The organism is Reyranella sp. (assembly GCF_030651995.1).
In the GTDB taxonomy this organism is placed as follows: Bacteria; Pseudomonadota; Alphaproteobacteria; order Reyranellales; family Reyranellaceae; genus Reyranella.
Genome location: NZ_JAUSBN010000075.1, coordinates 50,550 through 67,611, shown reverse-complemented (window position 1 = coordinate 67,611; position 17,062 = coordinate 50,550). Strand labels below are relative to the sequence as shown.

Genomic DNA, 17,062 nt, shown 5'->3' with positions numbered 1-17,062 from the left:
CTCGCTGCGCTCGGGATGACAATCAAAGTTGAGTTGGGCTGGAAGTGAAATGACCGACCTGTCGTTGATCCGAAACTTCTCGATCATCGCCCATATCGACCACGGCAAGAGCACGCTGGCCGATCGGCTGATGATGGCCTGCGGCGCGGTGAGCGAGCGCGAGTTCCACGACCAGATGCTCGATTCGATGGACATCGAGCGCGAGCGCGGCATCACCATCAAGGCGCAGACCGTGCGCCTCAACTACAAGGCCCGGGACGGCAAGACCTACGTCCTGAACCTGATGGACACGCCCGGCCACGTCGACTTCGCCTACGAGGTCAGCCGGTCGCTGGCCGCCTGCGAGGGCTCGCTGCTGGTGGTCGACGCCAGCCAGGGCGTCGAGGCGCAGACGCTGGCGAACGCGTATCACGCGATCGAGGTCAATCACGAGATCATCCCGGTCCTGAACAAGATCGATCTTCCCTCCGCCGATCCCGAGCGGGTCTGCCGCGAGATCGAGGACGTGGTCGGCATCGATACCTCCGAAGCCGTGCTGGTCTCGGCCAAGAGCGGTCTCGGCATCGACGACCTGCTCGAAGCCATGGTCAAGCGCCTGCCGGCGCCCAAGGGCGATCGAGACGCGCCGCTGAAGGCCCTGCTGGTCGACAGCTGGTACGACCCGTACCTCGGCGTCGTCACCCTGGTGCGCGTGCAGGACGGCGTCCTGCGCAGGGGCCTGAAGATCCGCATGATGGCGGCGGCGGCGGCCTACGACCTCGACAAGGTCGGCGTGTTCGCGCCCAAGGCCACCGACGTGGCCGAGCTCGGCCCCGGCGAGATCGGCTTCATCATCGCCGGCATCAAGACCATCGCCGACTGCAAGGTCGGCGACACGATCACCGACGACCGCAAGCCCGCGACCGAGATGCTGGCGGGCTTCAAGCCCAGCGTGCCGGTGGTGTTCTGCGGCCTCTTCCCCGCCGACGCCGCCGAGTTCGAGACCCTGCGCGAATCGCTCTCCAAGCTCCGCCTCAACGACTCCTCGTTCCACTTCGAGGCCGAGACCAGTGCGGCGCTTGGCTTCGGTTTCCGCTGCGGCTTCCTCGGCCTGCTGCATCTCGAGATCGTGCAGGAGCGGCTGGAGCGCGAGTTCAATCTCGACCTCGTCACGACGGCGCCCTCGGTCGTCTACAAGGTCGCGATGGTCGACGGCACGTCGATGGAGCTGCACAATCCCGCGGACTATCCCGACCCGATGAAGATCGAGTCGATGCAGGAGCCGTGGATCAAGGCCACGATCATCACGCCCGACGAGCATCTCGGGTCCGTGCTGACGCTCTGCCAGGATCGCCGCGGCCAGCAGCTCGAGCTCACCTATGCCGGCACGCGCGCCATGGCGGTCTACCGCCTGCCGCTGAACGAGGTCGTGTTCGACTTCTACGACCGGCTGAAGTCGATGACGCGCGGCTATGCCAGCTTCGACTACGAGATGGACGGCTACGAGGAGAGCGACCTGGTGAAGCTCGCCATCCTGGTGAACGCCGAGCCGGTCGATGCCCTCAGCATGATCGTTCACAAGAACGCCGCCGAGAGCCGCGGCCGCGCGCTGTGCGAGCGGCTGAAGGACCTGATCCCGCGCCAGCTCTTCAAGATCGCCATCCAGGCCGCGATCGGCGGCCGCGTGGTCGCGCGCGAGACCATCAGCCCGATGCGCAAGGACGTGCTGGCCAAGTGCTACGGCGGCGACATCAGCCGCAAGAAGAAGCTCCTGGAGAAGCAGAAGAAGGGCAAGAAGCGCATGCGGCAGATCGGCGAGGTCGAGATCCCGCAATCGGCCTTCATCGCCGCCCTCAAGATGGACAACCGGTAGGGTCTTCTCGCTTCGAGTTCACCCCCCCTCCCCACCTCATCCTGAGGAGGCCCGAAGGGCCGTCTCGAAGGATGGGCAACAGGCGAGGTGCGGGTTCCCATCCTTCGAGACGCCGTGCTTCGCACGGCTCCTCAGGATGAGGATGGTGTCGGTGATTCGATCGTACTCGGAATGACCCTGGCGATCGCTATCCGATGATTACAGGAGCCCGCCGCGGCGCCGGCGCGGACGCGAGCCCATCAGAACGCCGGCATCCGGGCGCCCGAGATCGCGGCGCCCGATCCAGAGTTGGACGAGGCCCAGCACCAGGAAGGCCGGAACCGCCGGCACGGTGAGCAGCGGCCGCATCATCCACGTCCACAGGACGCCGGACAGATGGCGGCGCACCGATGTCTGGGTGTTGCCGAGGGAGGCCGGGTCGAGATGCGCCCACAGGCTTCCGAAGGTCGAAAAAGGATAGCGGCCCTGGGACCACCAGGTGAGCAGGTCGTGCACGACCACTGCGACGGCAAGGGCCAGAAACAGCCAGCCCAGGGCCCGAAACACGACCATTACGCCCCCAAGTACCGGTCAAGTACCGGCCCGACCCTAGCCAAGCCGGTGCAGGCAGGGAAGGACGTTGCCCAAACCATCCACCGCGCTATAAGAGCGGCCGACCGCGCTTCCCGGACAGGTGGCCGAGCGGTTTAAGGCACACGCTTGGAAAGCGTGCGTGGTGTAACAGCCACCGCGGGTTCGAATCCCGCCCTGTCCGCCATTCATTTTGCGAACCTTCTCTCCGGGGCCTGAGCCCTGGAGAGAAGGCCCAATTTCCGGGCCAATCCTCGCGGGAGAGAATCACGATGGTTCGCACAAATCGCGTCCAGATCGGGCCCGTCCGGCCAAGCGTGGCCTTTCAGATCAGATAGATCCGATTTGGCAACTCGCTCCGTTCCCCTTCGACCAATGGGAAATGAGCCGCCAGGACGGCACCGCACCGATCGATCGCCGTGACGAAGCCATCGGCAATGTGGCCCTCCCGCATGTGGCCTCTCAAGATATCGAGAGCGCCCTGCCATTCCTCCCGAGGAACGCGGCTGGCAATGCCCTCGTCAGCGATGATGCGAGCGTAGCGCTCGGCCAACGAAACGAAGATCAGGATGCCGGTCCTCTCGCGCGTTCGAGCGATGCCGCGACTCACGAACTGTTCCATGGCCGCGCGGTGGGCGAGGGCGCGGCGCGCCGCTCGAGGCAGAAGCGCCACGCGCACACGTGGCAGGCAAAAGACCGCAAGCAAGCCGAAGAAGGCCAGAACCTGCAGCGATAACATCAGTTGCAGCGGCGCGGCCGTAAAGCTCATCAACATCCACGGGAGCGCCAGCGCAATGACCGCTGCCAGCATCACAGGCACGCCGACTGCATCCGACGACGAGGTCCTGGCCAGTACGCAGACGATCTCACCCGTCGTACGAGCCTCGCTGGCGTGGATGGCAGAGGAGATGCGCGCGCGGTCCTGTTCGCTCAATTCCATCACCAGCTCCCTGACGCTCCGCCGCCGCCGGAAGAGCCACCGCGGCCTGAGAATCCGCCGCCGCCCCTGGAAGATCCCCCTCCGCCCCCCGCCGCCCCGCCCGCTCATCAGCATGCCGATCACCAGCCACCGGAAGGCCGGCGACACGATCATCAACCCGATCACCGCGATGATGACGACGATGACGAGCCAGTTCACAGGAGCCGAGGCAGGTTCGCTGTCGACACGCAGCGAGGGACGCTGCTGCCATTCCGAGGAATCGGTCGTCAGGACGATGATGATGTCGTCGACGCCGCGCGTTATGCCTCCGGCGAAATCGCCCGTCTTGAAACGCGGGGCGATCGCATTGGCGATGATCACCTTCGATAGCGCATCGGTCAGCGTTCCCTCGAGGCCGTACCCAACCTCGATCCGGACGCGCTTCTGGTTGGGCGCCACCAGAAGCAACACACCCTTGTTGCTCGTCTTGTCGCCGAGCTTCCAGGTCCGGAATAGTGCGTTGGCGTACGGCTCGATTTCCTGGCCGTCGAGCGAACTCACCGTGGCGACAACGAGCTGGATACCCGACCTCGATTCGAGGTCGGCGAGCCTGGACTCCAGATCTGCGACAGCGGACGCCGGCAAGATGCGGGCTTCGTCGACAACCCTGCCCGTCAATGCCGGGAAATTGGCGGCGACTGCGGCCAACCCGAACAACAGGGACAGCGCCAGGCCCGCGATCCACGCGCCTGTTCTCGAACGACCCGGACGCATGGTCGACGATCAGAACTTGACGGTCGGTGGCGTCTGGGCGGTATCGCTGGCGGTGAATTCAGCCATCGGCTTGTTCGACCGGAATGCGGTCATTGCCCACAGCATGCCAGGAAAGGTCCTGAGCTCCGTATTGTAGGCCCGCACCGCCTCGATGTAGTCGCGACGCGCGACGGTAATGCGATTCTCCGTGCCCTCGAGCTGCGACTGCAGCGCCAGGAAATTCTGGTTCGATTTGAGGTCCGGATAATTCTCGCTGATGGCGATCAGCCGGCCCAGGGCGCCAGAAAGCTGATTCTGCGCATCCTGAAATTGCTTCACCTTTTCCGGATCGGTGAGCTGGGACACGTCGATCCTGGTCTGGGTGGCCTTTGCACGGGCCTCGACCACGGCGGTCAACACGTCCTTCTCCTGCTTGGCATAGCCTTGAACCGTCGCGACCAGATTCGGAATCAGGTCTGCGCGACGTTGGTAGTTGTTCTGGACGTCGCCCCACTTCGCTTTCGCCTGCTCCTCGAGCGTCGGGATAGTGTTGTACCCACACGACGCCAGGCCCAGGCACAGAACGGCGGTGGCCAGACGCGAAAGGAATGAACTTGAGATCGATCTCGTACCCGTCATGACTCTCCTCGCGAGGCCGACGCTCGTCGAGCCGCGTGGGAAACGTCATTCCTTCCCGGAAGTTCCACTCCGCCTGACGTTTCGCCTTCGCCCGAAACCCGCCTTCAGCTTTGCTGGCCGGGATGCTGCAACGCCCAGGTGCGGACGTTTTCCCCAAACCGCCTTCCAAGTTCGCAGATTCCATCAGTGGACTGTTCACTGGGCCGGTGCTTTTTTCGCCACGAGGTGAACACGATGCCCACGCCCGACGACACTGAGAAAGCCCTTTCCGCTATTGCAACTGAGGGCGCCAATGAGGTCCCGGAGCCTCTGACGATCCAGTCCATCTTCTGGCGCTTGATCGATCTTGATAAGAAGCTGCGTGTCTTTCACAGGATGGCAGACAATCGCGATTTACAGTTCGAGGTGATGACCTACGAGCTGCCTTCATTTGCCAATCTCCGCCCGCCCACCGAGCTGGGCGTGGAGGTCGACAAGGGACTGATCAAGCCGATCGCGGCAGCAACTTTGCTTCTGAAATCGCTCCAGCGCGCGCAGCGTATCGTTGTTGCGGAGCCGCACGTGCTGGATGACATCCAGCGGTGTATCGACCGCTTCCTCCAGACCCTGCCGCAGGCGCGCGCTCATCTGCAGCTGCATGGCGCTGATCCGAACCTGTCGCCGCCGACGGACGAGCTTTAGGGCGCTCCGGCGCATCGCACGATTGCCATATGACCATCGGCTGCGCCCGCGGTCTGCGCCTAAGTCTTCGCGTAGGCGATGCTCATGGTCTCGGCGACACAGGCCGGACGCTCCTGGCCCTCGATCTCGACGGTCCACTGGTAGGTCATGCGAATGCCGCCGTTGGGCATGTCGTCGGCGGCCAGCAGCTTCTGGCGGCCGCGGATGCGGGCACCGACCTGCACGGGGCTGGTGTAGCGCACCTTGTTCGAGCCGTAGTTTATGCCGTTCCGCACATTGTCGATCTTCAGCACATCGCGGGCGAAGGTGGAGATCACGGCGAAGGTAAGATTACCGTGCGCGATGGTCTTCCCATCGGGCATGTCGGTCTTGCAGCGCTCGACATCGACATGGATCCACTGATGGTCGCCGCTGGCTTCGGCGAACGTATTGATGCGCTCCTGCGTCATGACCAGCCAGTCGCTGACCCCCAGCTCCTGACCGACCAGCGCCTTCATCGCCTGCGGGTTCTCTACGATTCGCTTTGCCATGATGTCCTCCCTTTTTAATCGAGCGATGCCGGGGTCAGCCCGCGAGCGCGGCCCGGATGCGGTCGACCGCGGCATCGGGCGCGGTGAGCACGGGTGTGTTGACCGCGGCGGTGACGGCCGCCAGCGCCCGCGACGTCGAGAAGTGCGCGAGCATGATGGCGTCGCAGTGCGCGAGCTCGGGCGCCCGCGCGGCGATCAGCGCGTTGTGCCGGTCGGCGTCGCCCTTGCGCAACGCGTCCATGGCCCCCTCGACGACGATCGTCTCGAGCGTCGCCTGCGCGCCTGCCTCACCGACGAACTGCTCGAACTCCTCCGTCATGGTCAGCACCGACGGCGCGAAGGTCGCGAGCATGCCGATCCGCCGTCCCCGGCCGATCGCCTCCCGGAACATCGCCTCGTTGGGCTTCAGCACGGGCACCGGCAGTTCCTTTGCCATGCGCTCGATCGCCGGCCCGAACGCCGAGCAGGTGACGAGGATCGCCTCGGCCCCGATGCGATGCGCATAGCCGCCGAGCTCGACGAAGCGTTCGAACATGCGCGGCGTCAGGTCGTGGTCCTTGGCGCGATCGATCGACAGCGAGGAGTCGAGCAGGTCGACGGGCTCGGCCTCGGGCCACCGCGTGGCGAACGCGCGCTGGATGGGCTCGATGGCGACGGGCGTGCCGTGCAGGAGGACGATTCGGGGCTTCTTCGACATGCGGCCGGTCTTTCGAAAGGAGAGCGTTTCAGGACTGCGGCAGGCGCGAGACCAGGCCACCATCGCGGTAGGCCTTGGCCGCGCCGGGCGAGGCCAGCAGCGCCATCCACGCGGCGGCGCCCTCGGCGTTCGCGGCATCGGCAAAGATGGCGGCATCGAAGGTAGAGACGGTCTGGACCTCCGGGGGAAACGGACCGGCGACGGCGACGCCGGGGACCGACATCAGTTCGCTCACCTGCTGGATCGCAATGTCGGCCTCGCCGCTCGCGACCTTCTCGCCGGTGAAGCCCATCGGGATCGTGACGGCGCGCGCATTGACCTCCGCGGCAATCCCCAGCCGCTCGACCAGTCCGGTGAAGTAGATGCCGCTCGCCCCCGCCCGCGAGTAGGCCACCGCCCGCGCAGCCACCAGCGTCCGCTTGAACGCCTCGACCGTGGAGACATCGGGCTTCGGCGCGCCCTCGCGGACGCCGACGCCCAGGATCGAATCGGCGAGGCAGACGCGGGTCTCGGGACGCACGATGCGGTCGGCGCAGAGCTTGTCCATGGCGCCGTCGATGGCGATGATGACGTCGGCGCGCTGCCCTTCGGCGATCGACTTCATGAGGGCCGTGGTCGGACGCCAGTCGATCTCCAGGCGATAGGGCGACGCGGCCTCGAAGGCCGGCTTCAGCCAGCGATTGACGGCCACCTCGAGGGCGAGACCGCTCATGACGGCGACGGACGACGGCGATGCCACTGGACCTCACTCCCCCACACGACGGACGCCGCCACTATAGCGGGCTGCAGCCATGGCCGACGGCAAAATGTGCTATCGGTCTACAAAGATCCCGAAAACAGGAGGAAATCGAGTGAACTTTCGCGCCTCGGGCCATAGCTGGCGTCTGTATTGCGGAACGAACGTCCTCGAGGGTTCCCTCAAGGAGGTCGCCGCTCGCGCCGGCGCCAAACGCGCCTTCGTCATCTGCTCGCCGTCGATCAACGCGCGAACCGACACCGTTCGCCGTATCGAAAAGGCTCTGGGACCGACCTTCGCCGGCGTCTTCGATCAGATCGAGAAGGATTGCCCCTACCCGAACGTCTGCGCCGCCCGGGATGCCGCTCGCGCGGCCAAGGCCGATCTCCTCATCGCCGTCGGGGGCGGAAGCGTTCTGGTCGCCACGCGGGCTGTCGCCATCTTCCTCGGAGAAGATCGCGATCCCTTCGAGCTCATGACGCAGTACCCGGCCGACAAGCCGGCCTACAGCCCGCGCCTGGCCGCGCCGAAGCTACCGATCGTCAACATCCCGACGACTCCCACCAGCGCGATGAATCGCGCGGGAACGGGACTGAAGAATGCCGATCTGGATCATCGAATGGAGTACTTCGACCCCAAGACCCGGCCGCAGGCAATCCTGCTGGATTACGAAGTCCTGATGACGACGCCATCGTCATCCCACCGGTCGACCGCCACCACGGTCTTCTCCAGTGTTGTCGGAGCCATCACCGCAGCTGAATCCAATCCACTGGTCGAAGGCGATCGCCTTCAGGCGTTCCGTCTCGCCTTTCGCGCCTATTCCGGCCTTGCCGAGAATCGCGACGATGCAGCCTCGCGTGCCGATCTCTGCATCGCAGCCTTCCTTCAGAACCGTGCCGAAGACGATGGGTCACGTCTGGGGGCCAGTTCTTCCTTTGGCGGAGACTATGCCGTCTCCACCGCCCTGCATGTCCAGTTCCCGCATGTCGGCCAGGGCGAGTCGATCTCCACCATCCACGCCACCAAGATCCGGCTGTCACAAGAGGAAGACGCGGCCGCGGCGCAGGTCGTCGCCGAAGCGCTCGGCCTCGGTCGTGGCAACAGGCCGACCCGGCTGGTCATCGCCGATGAGCTGGAACGACTGTACCGCTGCGTGGGAATGCCGGTTCGTCTCAGCGAAATGAACATCCCGCGATCGGCGATCCCCCTCATCGCAGGGCAGACGGTGAAGAACTTCAATGCCAACGCCGGCGTCCGATCCGATGCTGAGCGCATTGCCGCGGCGCAGCAGCTGCTGGAGGCCGCCTACTGACCGACCGGCCGGAGCTAATCCCTGGCGGTGGGGTCGTAGCCGTAATCGAAGGTCAGCTCCTCGCCGCTGGAGAGGCCGCGGATCGACCAGGCCTCAATCATCCAGCGGTCGTGGACCTGGACCATCCGCCATTCACAGTTCGGCTCCGGATCGTGATTGATCAGGGAGATATGACCGATCGCGACAAGACCGCGTTGGGAGAAGCGAGGGTGGTCAAAGTAGTTGCCGTTCAGGACTGTCTCGGTGACGTGCTTGATGTCTCGTTTCGGCAGCTCCCAGGTGAAGCAGTCGTCGATCTTGGTGCGCGGTTCTATTTGGGAGCAAGCGGTCAGCCCGAGGCCACGACCAGGTATCGTCGTCACCTGGTAGGGTCGGACAGTCAGAGGGTTTGCCACTCGCTTCGCCCTCTGGCGCGCGCTCCCCACGCGCGAATTCGCTCCGCCAGACGTTGCGCTCGTCTTGTCCCTCGACGGTACGCGCTCGATCCCGGAAAGTGTTTCGGTGCCGTCGTACTCGACTGCAGGCTCGGGCTTCCGTTTCGGAGATGCGGCCTCTGGAGTTCTATGTGATCGCAATGGACCTACTTCTTACCGAACGGCTGCGTGCAGATGAGGGAGTGGCAATACCCGATCGCCCTGTGGCCTATCAAGTGTTCGAAGCACTCCGACCGCTCAGGAACTCCGCGAAGGACCATTATGCATGACAGGCTGCACCGCCCTCACTTCCGCGAGACCTTCGCGTCGGTCCCGGCCCTTCCAGGGAACGCGCCGGGGGCCTCGGTGAGGACACGGCAGGTGGCATTGCCCCCGACATAGTCGTCGAGCAGCGGCCAGCCGCGCTCGCCGCGCGCGGGCAGCAGCGCGAGAAGGCGCGTCGACTCGTCGCGATCCGGGAAGCGGGCGCGATAGAGTTCGGCCCAGGCCATGTAGTGGCGGCCGTTGCCGCGCGGCACGAGGAATCCCATGTCCTGCCGGCCATCGTCAGCGCCGGTGAAAGCCGCGAGCCGCCCGGGATCGTCGATGGCATCGAGCAGAAAGGCGATGGCGCGATGCAGGTCGGCGCCGTCGGCACGGGGCTGCCACACGTCCCGGCCGAAGGGCCGCAGCAACTCGCCAATATAGACCAGTGAGGCGATCGCGTGGCGTTGGTACCACAGCGCCCGCGGCCCGCGCTTCATCTCCAGCGGCAGGCTGCCATCGGCGCCCATCACGGCGATGGCCGCCCGGGCGTCGCTCTCTGCGACGTCGGCCAGCTCGCGCCGGCCGGTCAGTCCCGCCCACTGGGCCGCGACGGTGGCGCGCAGCAGGGCATGATTGTTGTGGTTGCTCATGGCTTCGCCCTTGGCGCGACTCTTCTTCCCACCGGTCGTCACGTCCTGGAGGGCGACGAGATGGGAAAGCCAGCGCTCGACCTCCTCCGCATGAGCCCTTCCGGCGGGCGCGTGGCGCAGGTCCATCCACGCGCCGAGGATGGCGATCAGCGCGCGACGCAGGGAATAGATCGAGTTGGTATTGCTCGAGGCAGGCCCCGCGTCGACGATCTCGGAGAGCGCACCGGCGCGCGCCCAGCGCAGCAGGGCCTCGACGGCGCGGCCGGCGGCCTCCTCGTCGCGACGGCCGCGCCACGCGGCAGCGGCCTCCATCTGCAGGAGGGAGAAGGGTTCGATCCGGCGGTCGGTTCCCTTGTGGGCGGGCCCTTCCACGGCGACGATCGGCGCCGGATCGAGCTGGCCCGGCGGCGGGCGGCAGGCATCCTCGGCCGGGGACCGGGCGTGTACCGGCCAGGCGGCAAGCACCAGCAGGACAATGACGATGTAACGGGTCATGGCAGCACCGCCAGCTTGAACTCGTGCAGCGTATAGAGGCTCGGCAGGCGCAGGACGCCCGCATAGCTCACGATGGCAAGCACGAGGACCGACATGGCGACGGCCGTCAGGTAGAACGCAACGCCGTTGCGTATCTGGTCGGCCAGGCCGCCGCCGAAACCCGCCTTCTGGTCGCCGCGGTTGGTCCAGCGCTGCTTGGACAGGCGGAACAGGCAATAGACTTTCACCGCGGCATTCACGACCTGGTTCACATAGAGCAGCAGCGGATAGACGAGGTGGACCTCGCGCGAGTAGCCGAACAGCACCACCGCCTGCCAGAGCCGCGTGACCGCGATCCAGATGAAGTAGGTGACGAGGAAGGCCGGCGAGACCAGCAGGGCGCCCATCACGCCGAGGATCGGGCTCACCAGCGTGGTCCACATCGCAATGCGCTGGTCGACGATGCACCACCAGATGAAGAAGCCGGTGCGGCGAGGACCCAGCGCGATGGCGCGCGCGCCGTTGCGGAGCATGTTGCCCGACCAGCGGCGCAGGTTCTGCACCATGCGCTCGTAGCCCGAGCCTTCGATATGCTCGACGGTGTAGGCGATCGTGTCGGGCACGTACATCATCTTCGCGCCGACGCGCAGCATGTAATACCAGGTGGTCTTGTCGTCCCCCGACAGGAAGCGGAAACGACCCCACAGCCAGTGTTCGAGATGGTCCTCCTCGACCAGCTCGTAGAACTCCGGCCGGATCACATGGTTGACGCGATACAGCGACAGCCGCCCGGTCAGGGTCAGGACCTTGCCGGCGAGCGCGTGGCTCTGCATGGCGATGCGGCGCTGCGCGAACCTCATGGTGAGCCACAGCTGGATCCACCGCGGGCCGAAGCAGATCACCTCCTCGTCTGTCGTCATCGCCTCGAGCGCGGGGTCGGCGACGAACAGGGAGGTGCACTTGGCCAGCATGCCATCCCCGATGATCGAGTCGCCGTCCATGAAGACGACGACGTCGTCCTCGCGGACTTCGCCGCGCTCACGGCCCTTCGCCATGGCGCGGAGCGATGCGCCGATACCGTAGCGCTTCCCGGGCGCGGTCTGTCGGGCGATCTCGAAGCGGACCTCGATGTCGGCCGCATGCTCGGCCAGGAAGTCGGCGATGATGATCTCGTCGCTTTCGTCACCGGACCCCAGCCAGATCGTGCCGGGCAGGCCGGTGGATCGCAGTTCGCGCACGATGCTGTCGACCACCGCGTGGGTGATTTCACGCTTTTCGCGGAAGGTCGTCATCATGAAGTGGACCCGGCGCGGGCGGTGACCGTCCTGCCAGGCCTGATCGGCGAGCCGGCGCAGCGCGGGATAGCGCACGAAGGCGTAGATCCAGGCGCGCACGACGTGGGTGGTCCACCAGCCGAACCGCCAGAGACCGAGGCCGCCGATCACGATGGTGACGTGACGCGCCGCCGGATCCCACAGTGTGTTGGGCACCGTCAGCAGCAGGATGACGCAAAGCGCGGCATACGCCAGGAGGCCGCCGAGCACGGTCGGATTCCACTTCGCCCAGAAGCCGGGCTGGGGAAGCATGTCGGCAAACTGGATGACGCCCGGCGTCGGCGGGACCTTGGCCATCGCGTTCACAGCCGCTTCTCCGCCGGTTGATCGGCGGGCCCATGCGCCACCGTGCGGAAGTCGCCCAGCACCGTGTCGAGCGAGCGACGCTGGAAGGAAACCACGGCCGGCGTACCGGGCTCGAGTTCGTCACGCAGCCGCTCGGCCTGGTCGTTGTCCAGGCGCAGGACCGCGCGCGCCGTACGGTCCAGGTCGCCCTGTCGCACGCCACTGTCGCGCGCCTGGCGCCAGGTGTAGCGGCTCTCGACATCGTCGAGAAACCCGGCGGCGCGGTCGATGGCGACGATGTGCGCGGGCAGGCGCAGGCGCAGCGCGGGAATGTAGATGGTCGCGGCATCGCCGACGCTGACGCGCAGGACTTCGTTCTGGGTCAGGAAGGCGTTGATCGTACGCTCACCTTTGCGCTCATAGACCGCGACCGTGTCGCCGGCCCGGACGGCACTGCCTTCACCGTGGAGCACGCGCATGATGCGGCCATCCCCCGTTGCGGTGACGACGGCGGCGGCGCGCCGCTCCTGCCACACGCGCAGCTCCTCGGTGGCCACGTCGATTTCGGCGCGCGCACGCTGCACGGCGGCTTCCAATTCGGCGAGCTTCCCGGTGATGCGATTGCCATCGAAGAAGCGGCCCGCCGCCGCCGAGGCGACGAGGGCGCGGCGCTGCTCCTCGACGATGCGCGCGCGCTTGAGCTGTGCATTGAGGATGGCGTGCTGATTGGTATGGTCTTCCAGCTTCTGGCGGGCGGCGAATCCCTGCGCGAACAGCCCGCCGACGCGTTCGACCCGCGCCTTGGCGGTGACGAGCTGTTCCTCGAGCGAGGCGATCTCGGCCTGCACCGTCTTGAGCTCGGCCTGCGTGATGATCAGCGTATCGTCACGCTTGGCCTTCTCGGAAACGAGATGCGCCTCATGCTGTCGGAGCGCATGACGCGCCCGTTCGAGCTGGACGCTGGCGAGCGACACCTGGCGCTCGATCTCGGGATCGTGGATCTTTGCCAGCTGGCCACCGTTCGCCACCATGCTGCCGGGCTTGATGCCGACGCCCAGCATCACCCCGTCCGACGGCGCGCGGATGGGCTCCACGGCGCCGGCGATGACGGCGGCGTCGACCTCGAGCCGCACCACGTTGGCGTAGACCAGGGCACCGCCGTAGACGATCGCGGCACCGCCGGCGATCGCCCACAGCAGGCCCATCGTCATGCGACGGACCAGGCTGCGCTTATTGGTGGTCGGCTTGGACATGGCACCGATCCTGCGGCTCTAACGGCTTACCAGCAGACCCCGCGATAGCCCGGCTGCTCCTGGACGGCCGCCGGAAGGCGGACCAGGTCGATGACGGTGCTGTCGGGATGACGCGCCTCGAGGGCGGCGATGAAGTCGGGCGTGCCATGCGACACGACGATCACGTCGCAGGCGTCGACCAGCTCGCCGGCCGTGTCGGTCAGCAGGTCCGGCAGGACCTGCAGCGCAACCCGGGTCGCGGGATTCGCGGCCTTGAGATAGCCACCCGCCAGGCGGACGCCCGCCGTGTTGACGTTGCGGTCATGCGCCAGGACCTTGTAGCCGGCATCGATCAGGCGGCCGAGCAGGTCGATCTGCGGGCTCTCGCGCAGGTCGTCGGTGCCGTCCTTGAAGGTCACGCCCAGCAGGCCGACCCGCTTCGCGCCGGTCTCGGCAATCAGGCGGAAGGCGTGGTCGATGTGCGAGTCGTTGGACCGCAGCAGGCTGTCGATCAGCGGCACCTCGACGCCGTTGGCATGGGCGAGGCCGGTGATGGCCCGCACGTCCTTGGGCAGGCACGAGCCGCCGAAGGCGAAGCCGGGCTTGAGATAGTACGGCGAGAGGTTCAGCTTCCGGTCCTGCACGAAGATGTCCATGACCTTGTGGCTGTCGACGTCGGCCGACTGGCAGATCTTGCCGATCTCGTTGGCGAACGCGACCTTCACGGCATGCCAGGTGTTGTCGACGTACTTGACCATCTCGGCCGCCTCGATCGAGGTGCGCAGCAGCGGCGCCTCGATGGAGCGGTAGACGCGGGCCAGCATCTCGCCGCTGCGCTCGTCGTGTTCGCCGATCACCGTCTTGGGCGGCGCGTAGAAGTCGGCGATGGCCACGCCCTCGCGGAGGAACTCGGGATGGAAGCACAGGCCGAAGTCGCGGCCGCAGCGCTTGCCCGACATACGCTCGATCTCGGGCAGCACGATGCGGCGGGTCGTGCCGGCCGGCACGGTGCTGCGCACGACGACCAGATGGTAGTCGCTCTTGAGGGCGAGCGCGCTGCCGATCTCGCCGGCGACGGCCTTGAGAGCCGAGAGATCGACGGTGCCGTCCGCGCGGCTGGGGGTGCCGACGCAGACGAACGTGATGTCGGTCTCGAGCACGCCATCGAGCGCATTGGTGTGGGCGGTGATGAGATCGTCGGCGACGCCATCGGTCAGTGCTTCGCCGAGACCGGCTTCGACGATCGGCGAGGAACCGGCGGCGATCTGTTCGACCTTGCTCAGGTCAAGGTCGATGCCGACGACGCGATGGCCCAGCTGGGCGAAGCAGGCGACCGACACGGCGCCAACGTAACCGAGGCCGACGATCGAGATCGCCGGGAGCGTGAGCGCTTCGTCGGCGGTCGACACGGCGGAATTGAGGGTGGTGAAGGTGCGGGTCTCGTAAAGCATGGCGTTTCTCCAAGAAGGTGGCCGGCATTGGCCTGTGCCAACCCCTTCCCAAGACGCGTGCCAACCGTGCCAACTGGAGAAAACGACGCTAATTCAATGGGTTACGAATTCGACGCTTGGCGTGTCCGTCGCGATTTGCAAATCGCGGCGGGCCGGCCGGCGCGTCGCGCTTCGCAGGTTGCAAATCGCGCCGCGCGAAGGTCAGGCCAGGTCGGCCTGCCAGGCCTGGATTCGACGATAGAGGGTCGAGGGGCTGACCTGCAGCGCAGCCGCCGCCTTGGGGATGTTGCCGTCGCATTGTGCGATGGCGCGCTCGATGGTCCGGCGCACGATCGCATCGAGAGGTTCGATGGGCATCGACGCTTCCGGAAGCGGCGGCGCGATGGATCGCGCGCCCGTCACCGACACGCCTCCGACGCCCCCCTGGAAAGAGCGCGGAAGCATGTCGATTTCCACGGTTTCGCCTTCGTTCAGCACCACGACGTTGCGGACCGTGTTCTGCAGTTCGCGAACGTTGCCCGGCCAGCCATAGCCGAGCAGCACCGCCTCGACGGCCGGCGAGAAGGCGGTGAACTTCTTGCCATCCTCGACGGAGAACTGCCGCAGGAAATGCCGGGCGATCAGCAGCACGTCATGGTCGCGCTCGCGTAGCGGCGGGAGATCGACCGGGATGACATTGAGGCGATAGAAGAGGTCCTCGCGGAAGCGTCCGGCCGCAACTTCCGCCTGGGGATCGCGATTGGTGGCACAGACGATGCGCACGTCGACCGGGCGGGGCTTGTCCTCCCCGACGCGTTGTACGGTGCCGGTCTGGAGGAATCGCAGCATCTTGGCCTGCAGACCGAGATCCATCTCGCAGATCTCGTCGAGGAACAGCGTGCCGCCACTGGCCTGCAGTGCGGCGCCGGCGCGGTCGGCGGTGGCCCCGGTGAAGGAGCCTTTGGCGTGGCCGAATACCTCGCTCTCCAGCAGGTCGCGCGGGATGGCCGCGCAGTTGATGGCGACGAAGGGCTTCTCGCGTCTTCGGCTGAGTTTGTGCAGGGCGTCGGCGCACAGTTCCTTGCCGGTGCCGCTCTCGCCGGTCACGAACACGGTCGCCTTGCTCGCGGCAGCGTTCTGCAGAATGCGATAGATCGACTGCATGACCATCGACTGGCCGATGAAGCTGCAGAAGCGGTCGCGCCCCGTCTCCTCCTGGATGGCGGCGACCTGCGATTCGAGCTTGCGACGCTGCAGGGCGTTTCGCACGGTGATGCGCAGACGGTCGGCACTGAAGGGCTTGGTCAGGAAGTCGAGCGCGCCTTCCTTCATTGATTCGACCGCCAGCCGGACAGAGGCCTGTCCGGTCACGATCACGACCTCGGTCGGCAATCCCCGGCTGCGTACCTCGCGCAGCAGGTCTATTCCGTTCATGTCGGGAAGATTGACATCCAGAACCAGAACATCGGGAGGCAGCACGGTAATGGCGGCGAGTGCCAGCTTGCCGTTGCCGAAGATCTCAACGCTGCAATTCTCGCTCTTGAGATACTCGGCGTAGGTCTCGGCCAAGGCCGGCGCATCCTCGACGATCAGGACCCGGCCACGCGCGTTGAGCATGGGGCTCTCTTCCCCTGTTTTCATTCCTTCTAGTTAGTAGATTGCGGCGGAGCAGGCCAGCGGGTCCGTTACACGGTTTGGCGAGCGCGATGCATGACCGCAAGGCCGAGAGCCGTCGCATGCGGCATAAGATCAAAGCCGTCGTGGCCGACATGCAGGGCAAGCTGGTCGAAGGGCAACAGAAGGCGCCGGGCGCCCTCGAGGTCGGTTTCGGTCGGGGTGCCGGTCAGGCGCGCCCCGGTGCCATAGAACATGTGGGCTTTGGCGCAGCGCTGATTGCCGTTCACGACGAACGAGCCCAGCGATACGATCTCGCCGCACTCGAAGCCGGTCTCCTCGCGCAGCTCGCGGCGCGCGGCCGCTTCGGGATCCTCGCCGGGCTCGAGCAGGCCGCCCGGGAATGTAAGGCACCGGCGCCTCGCACCGTGCTTGTAGCCGCGCAGCATTACGGCGCTGTCGTCGCCGGTCAGCGCGACCAGGACGACGAAATCCGGCAGGGCGACCTGGAAATAGTCGTCGATCTCGCGCCCGTCGGGCAGCAGGACCCGTTCGCGCCACACCGACAGGCGCGGACCGGCATCGAAGGCCAGCGAACGATCGAGGACGCGCCAGGCGGTATCGGCACACATGAGATGTTCCCTTGCGGAGAAAGCCCGGCAGCGCAGGTCGCT

The 17,062-nt window shown here is 66.1% G+C and carries 16 protein-coding genes and 1 tRNA gene; 4 read left to right on the top strand and 13 right to left on the bottom strand.

Annotated elements, in window-relative coordinates:
- Positions 1–49: 49 nt before the first annotated feature.
- Entirely contained in the window at positions 50–1,852 is a 1,803-nt protein-coding gene (gene lepA / locus Q7V45_RS23910) for a translation elongation factor 4 (RefSeq protein ID WP_304856833.1), read from the top strand.
- Positions 1,853–2,050: 198 nt separating this feature from the next.
- Here the strand turns inward: lepA and Q7V45_RS23905 are convergent, their stop codons facing one another.
- On the bottom strand, positions 2,051–2,404 hold the full coding sequence (locus tag Q7V45_RS23905) for a hypothetical protein (RefSeq protein WP_304856832.1): 354 nt from the start codon (positions 2,402–2,404) through the stop codon (positions 2,051–2,053).
- Between the two features lie 115 nt (positions 2,405–2,519).
- Between Q7V45_RS23905 and Q7V45_RS23900 the strand changes: the two genes are divergently transcribed.
- Positions 2,520–2,609 (top strand) — tRNA-Ser (locus tag Q7V45_RS23900).
- Between the two features lie 138 nt (positions 2,610–2,747).
- Here Q7V45_RS23900 and Q7V45_RS23895 read toward each other — a convergent pair.
- Complete coding sequence (locus tag Q7V45_RS23895) at positions 2,748–4,115, bottom strand: TPM domain-containing protein (protein ID WP_304856831.1); 1,368 nt, start codon at positions 4,113–4,115, stop codon at positions 2,748–2,750.
- 9 nt (positions 4,116–4,124) lie between these two features.
- A complete protein-coding gene (locus tag Q7V45_RS23890; protein WP_304856830.1) occupies positions 4,125–4,733 on the bottom strand; it encodes a LemA family protein in 609 nt (202 codons plus the stop codon).
- A gap of 234 nt (positions 4,734–4,967) precedes the next feature.
- Here Q7V45_RS23890 and Q7V45_RS23885 point away from each other — a divergent pair, with 234 nt between their 5' ends.
- A complete protein-coding gene (locus Q7V45_RS23885; RefSeq protein WP_304856829.1) occupies positions 4,968–5,414 on the top strand; it encodes a hypothetical protein in 447 nt (148 codons plus the stop codon).
- Positions 5,415–5,473: 59 nt separating this feature from the next.
- Here Q7V45_RS23885 and Q7V45_RS23880 read toward each other — a convergent pair whose 3' ends face one another.
- The 3 genes from Q7V45_RS23880 to Q7V45_RS23870 are packed head-to-tail and all read right to left on the bottom strand — an operon-like array spanning position 5,474 to position 7,380.
- On the bottom strand, positions 5,474–5,944 hold the full coding sequence (locus Q7V45_RS23880) for a MaoC family dehydratase (RefSeq protein ID WP_304856828.1): 471 nt from the start codon (positions 5,942–5,944) through the stop codon (positions 5,474–5,476).
- A 34-nt stretch (positions 5,945–5,978) separates the two neighbouring features.
- On the bottom strand, positions 5,979–6,641 hold the full coding sequence (locus tag Q7V45_RS23875) for an aspartate/glutamate racemase family protein (protein ID WP_304856827.1): 663 nt from the start codon (positions 6,639–6,641) through the stop codon (positions 5,979–5,981).
- Between the two features lie 28 nt (positions 6,642–6,669).
- A complete protein-coding gene (locus Q7V45_RS23870) occupies positions 6,670–7,380 on the bottom strand; it encodes a substrate-binding domain-containing protein (protein WP_304856826.1) in 711 nt (236 codons plus the stop codon).
- Between the two features lie 52 nt (positions 7,381–7,432).
- Here Q7V45_RS23870 and Q7V45_RS23865 point away from each other — a divergent pair, with 52 nt between their 5' ends.
- The gene (locus Q7V45_RS23865) at positions 7,433–8,689 is read left to right on the top strand and encodes an iron-containing alcohol dehydrogenase (RefSeq protein WP_304856825.1); all 1,257 of its coding nucleotides are present in this window, start codon (positions 7,433–7,435) and stop codon (positions 8,687–8,689) included.
- 14 nt (positions 8,690–8,703) lie between these two features.
- On the opposite strand, the gene Q7V45_RS23860 is transcribed toward Q7V45_RS23865, so the two are convergent.
- From Q7V45_RS23860 to Q7V45_RS23830, 7 genes are all read right to left on the bottom strand, one after another.
- Positions 8,704–9,084 (bottom strand): SET domain-containing protein-lysine N-methyltransferase, encoded by a 381-nt coding sequence (locus Q7V45_RS23860; RefSeq protein WP_304856824.1) that lies wholly within the window; start codon positions 9,082–9,084, stop codon positions 8,704–8,706.
- Positions 9,085–9,407: 323 nt separating this feature from the next.
- Positions 9,408–10,514: an alginate lyase family protein gene (locus Q7V45_RS23855; RefSeq protein ID WP_304856823.1), complete on the bottom strand. Its 1,107-nt coding sequence runs from the start codon at positions 10,512–10,514 to the stop codon at positions 9,408–9,410.
- Positions 10,511–12,124 carry a glycosyltransferase gene (locus Q7V45_RS23850; protein WP_304856877.1) on the bottom strand — a complete coding sequence of 538 codons (1,614 nt, stop codon included), beginning with the start codon at positions 12,122–12,124 and terminating at the stop codon, positions 10,511–10,513. The genes Q7V45_RS23855 and Q7V45_RS23850 overlap by 4 nt, the downstream gene beginning before the upstream one ends.
- A 5-nt stretch (positions 12,125–12,129) precedes the next feature.
- Entirely contained in the window at positions 12,130–13,365 is a 1,236-nt protein-coding gene (locus Q7V45_RS23845) for an HlyD family secretion protein (RefSeq protein ID WP_304856822.1), read from the bottom strand.
- A gap of 26 nt (positions 13,366–13,391) precedes the next feature.
- Positions 13,392–14,795 (bottom strand): nucleotide sugar dehydrogenase, encoded by a 1,404-nt coding sequence (locus Q7V45_RS23840; RefSeq protein ID WP_304856821.1) that lies wholly within the window; start codon positions 14,793–14,795, stop codon positions 13,392–13,394.
- A gap of 201 nt (positions 14,796–14,996) precedes the next feature.
- Complete coding sequence (locus Q7V45_RS23835; RefSeq protein ID WP_304856820.1) at positions 14,997–16,391, bottom strand: sigma-54 dependent transcriptional regulator; 1,395 nt, start codon at positions 16,389–16,391, stop codon at positions 14,997–14,999.
- A gap of 68 nt (positions 16,392–16,459) precedes the next feature.
- Positions 16,460–17,020 (bottom strand): NUDIX hydrolase, encoded by a 561-nt coding sequence (locus Q7V45_RS23830; RefSeq protein WP_304856819.1) that lies wholly within the window; start codon positions 17,018–17,020, stop codon positions 16,460–16,462.
- Between the last annotated feature and the right edge of the window lie 42 nt (positions 17,021–17,062).

Coding starts and splice junctions, on each gene's coding strand:
- Q7V45_RS23855 (WP_304856823.1), bottom strand. CDS start 10,514: ATGACCCGTTACATCGTCATTGTCCTGCTGGTGCTTGCCGCCTGGCCG.
- lepA (WP_304856833.1), top strand. CDS start 50: ATGACCGACCTGTCGTTGATCCGAAACTTCTCGATCATCGCCCATATC.
- Q7V45_RS23880 (WP_304856828.1), bottom strand. CDS start 5,944: ATGGCAAAGCGAATCGTAGAGAACCCGCAGGCGATGAAGGCGCTGGTC.
- Q7V45_RS23850 (WP_304856877.1), bottom strand. CDS start 12,124: ATGGCCAAGGTCCCGCCGACGCCGGGCGTCATCCAGTTTGCCGACATG.
- Q7V45_RS23905 (WP_304856832.1), bottom strand. CDS start 2,404: ATGGTCGTGTTTCGGGCCCTGGGCTGGCTGTTTCTGGCCCTTGCCGTC.
- Q7V45_RS23875 (WP_304856827.1), bottom strand. CDS start 6,641: ATGTCGAAGAAGCCCCGAATCGTCCTCCTGCACGGCACGCCCGTCGCC.
- Q7V45_RS23840 (WP_304856821.1), bottom strand. CDS start 14,795: ATGCTTTACGAGACCCGCACCTTCACCACCCTCAATTCCGCCGTGTCG.
- Q7V45_RS23835 (WP_304856820.1), bottom strand. CDS start 16,391: ATGCTCAACGCGCGTGGCCGGGTCCTGATCGTCGAGGATGCGCCGGCC.
- Q7V45_RS23830 (WP_304856819.1), bottom strand. CDS start 17,020: ATGTGTGCCGATACCGCCTGGCGCGTCCTCGATCGTTCGCTGGCCTTC.
- Q7V45_RS23890 (WP_304856830.1), bottom strand. CDS start 4,733: ATGACGGGTACGAGATCGATCTCAAGTTCATTCCTTTCGCGTCTGGCC.
- Q7V45_RS23865 (WP_304856825.1), top strand. CDS start 7,433: ATGGCCGACGGCAAAATGTGCTATCGGTCTACAAAGATCCCGAAAACA.
- Q7V45_RS23885 (WP_304856829.1), top strand. CDS start 4,968: ATGCCCACGCCCGACGACACTGAGAAAGCCCTTTCCGCTATTGCAACT.
- Q7V45_RS23895 (WP_304856831.1), bottom strand. CDS start 4,115: ATGCGTCCGGGTCGTTCGAGAACAGGCGCGTGGATCGCGGGCCTGGCG.
- Q7V45_RS23845 (WP_304856822.1), bottom strand. CDS start 13,365: ATGTCCAAGCCGACCACCAATAAGCGCAGCCTGGTCCGTCGCATGACG.